Source organism: Acinetobacter sp. 12966 (assembly GCF_031196995.1).
Lineage (GTDB): Bacteria > Pseudomonadota > Gammaproteobacteria > Pseudomonadales > Moraxellaceae > Acinetobacter > Acinetobacter geminorum.
Window position 1 is genome coordinate 1 of record NZ_JAVIMC010000113.1, and the last position, 243, is coordinate 243.

The 243-nt window shown below is 42.8% G+C and carries 1 protein-coding gene; it reads right to left on the minus strand.

Annotated elements, in window-relative coordinates; all coding sequences use genetic code 11:
• Positions 1 to 243: transposase (locus RFW85_RS16555; protein WP_375143870.1), on the minus strand; the 243-nt coding region annotated here is incomplete at both ends.

Below are 243 nucleotides of genomic sequence, written 5' to 3' on the forward strand. Positions count from 1 at the left end.
GCTTTGAAAATTTCTCGCACTGAGTTTATCCCCCAATAATTTGATGCAATGCATCTTGGTTTCAACCAAACTTCGCCGATGATAGCCTGACCATTTCTTCCAAATAGTTCTTCCTAAACGTTTAACTGTTCGAAGCAACTCATTGCGTTCTAGCGAGCTCATCTTTTTATCTTTCCATGGCTTCGCATTTTTTCTTGGTGGAATCACTGCATGTGCTTGCCGATCCGCAATGACCTGTCGGCA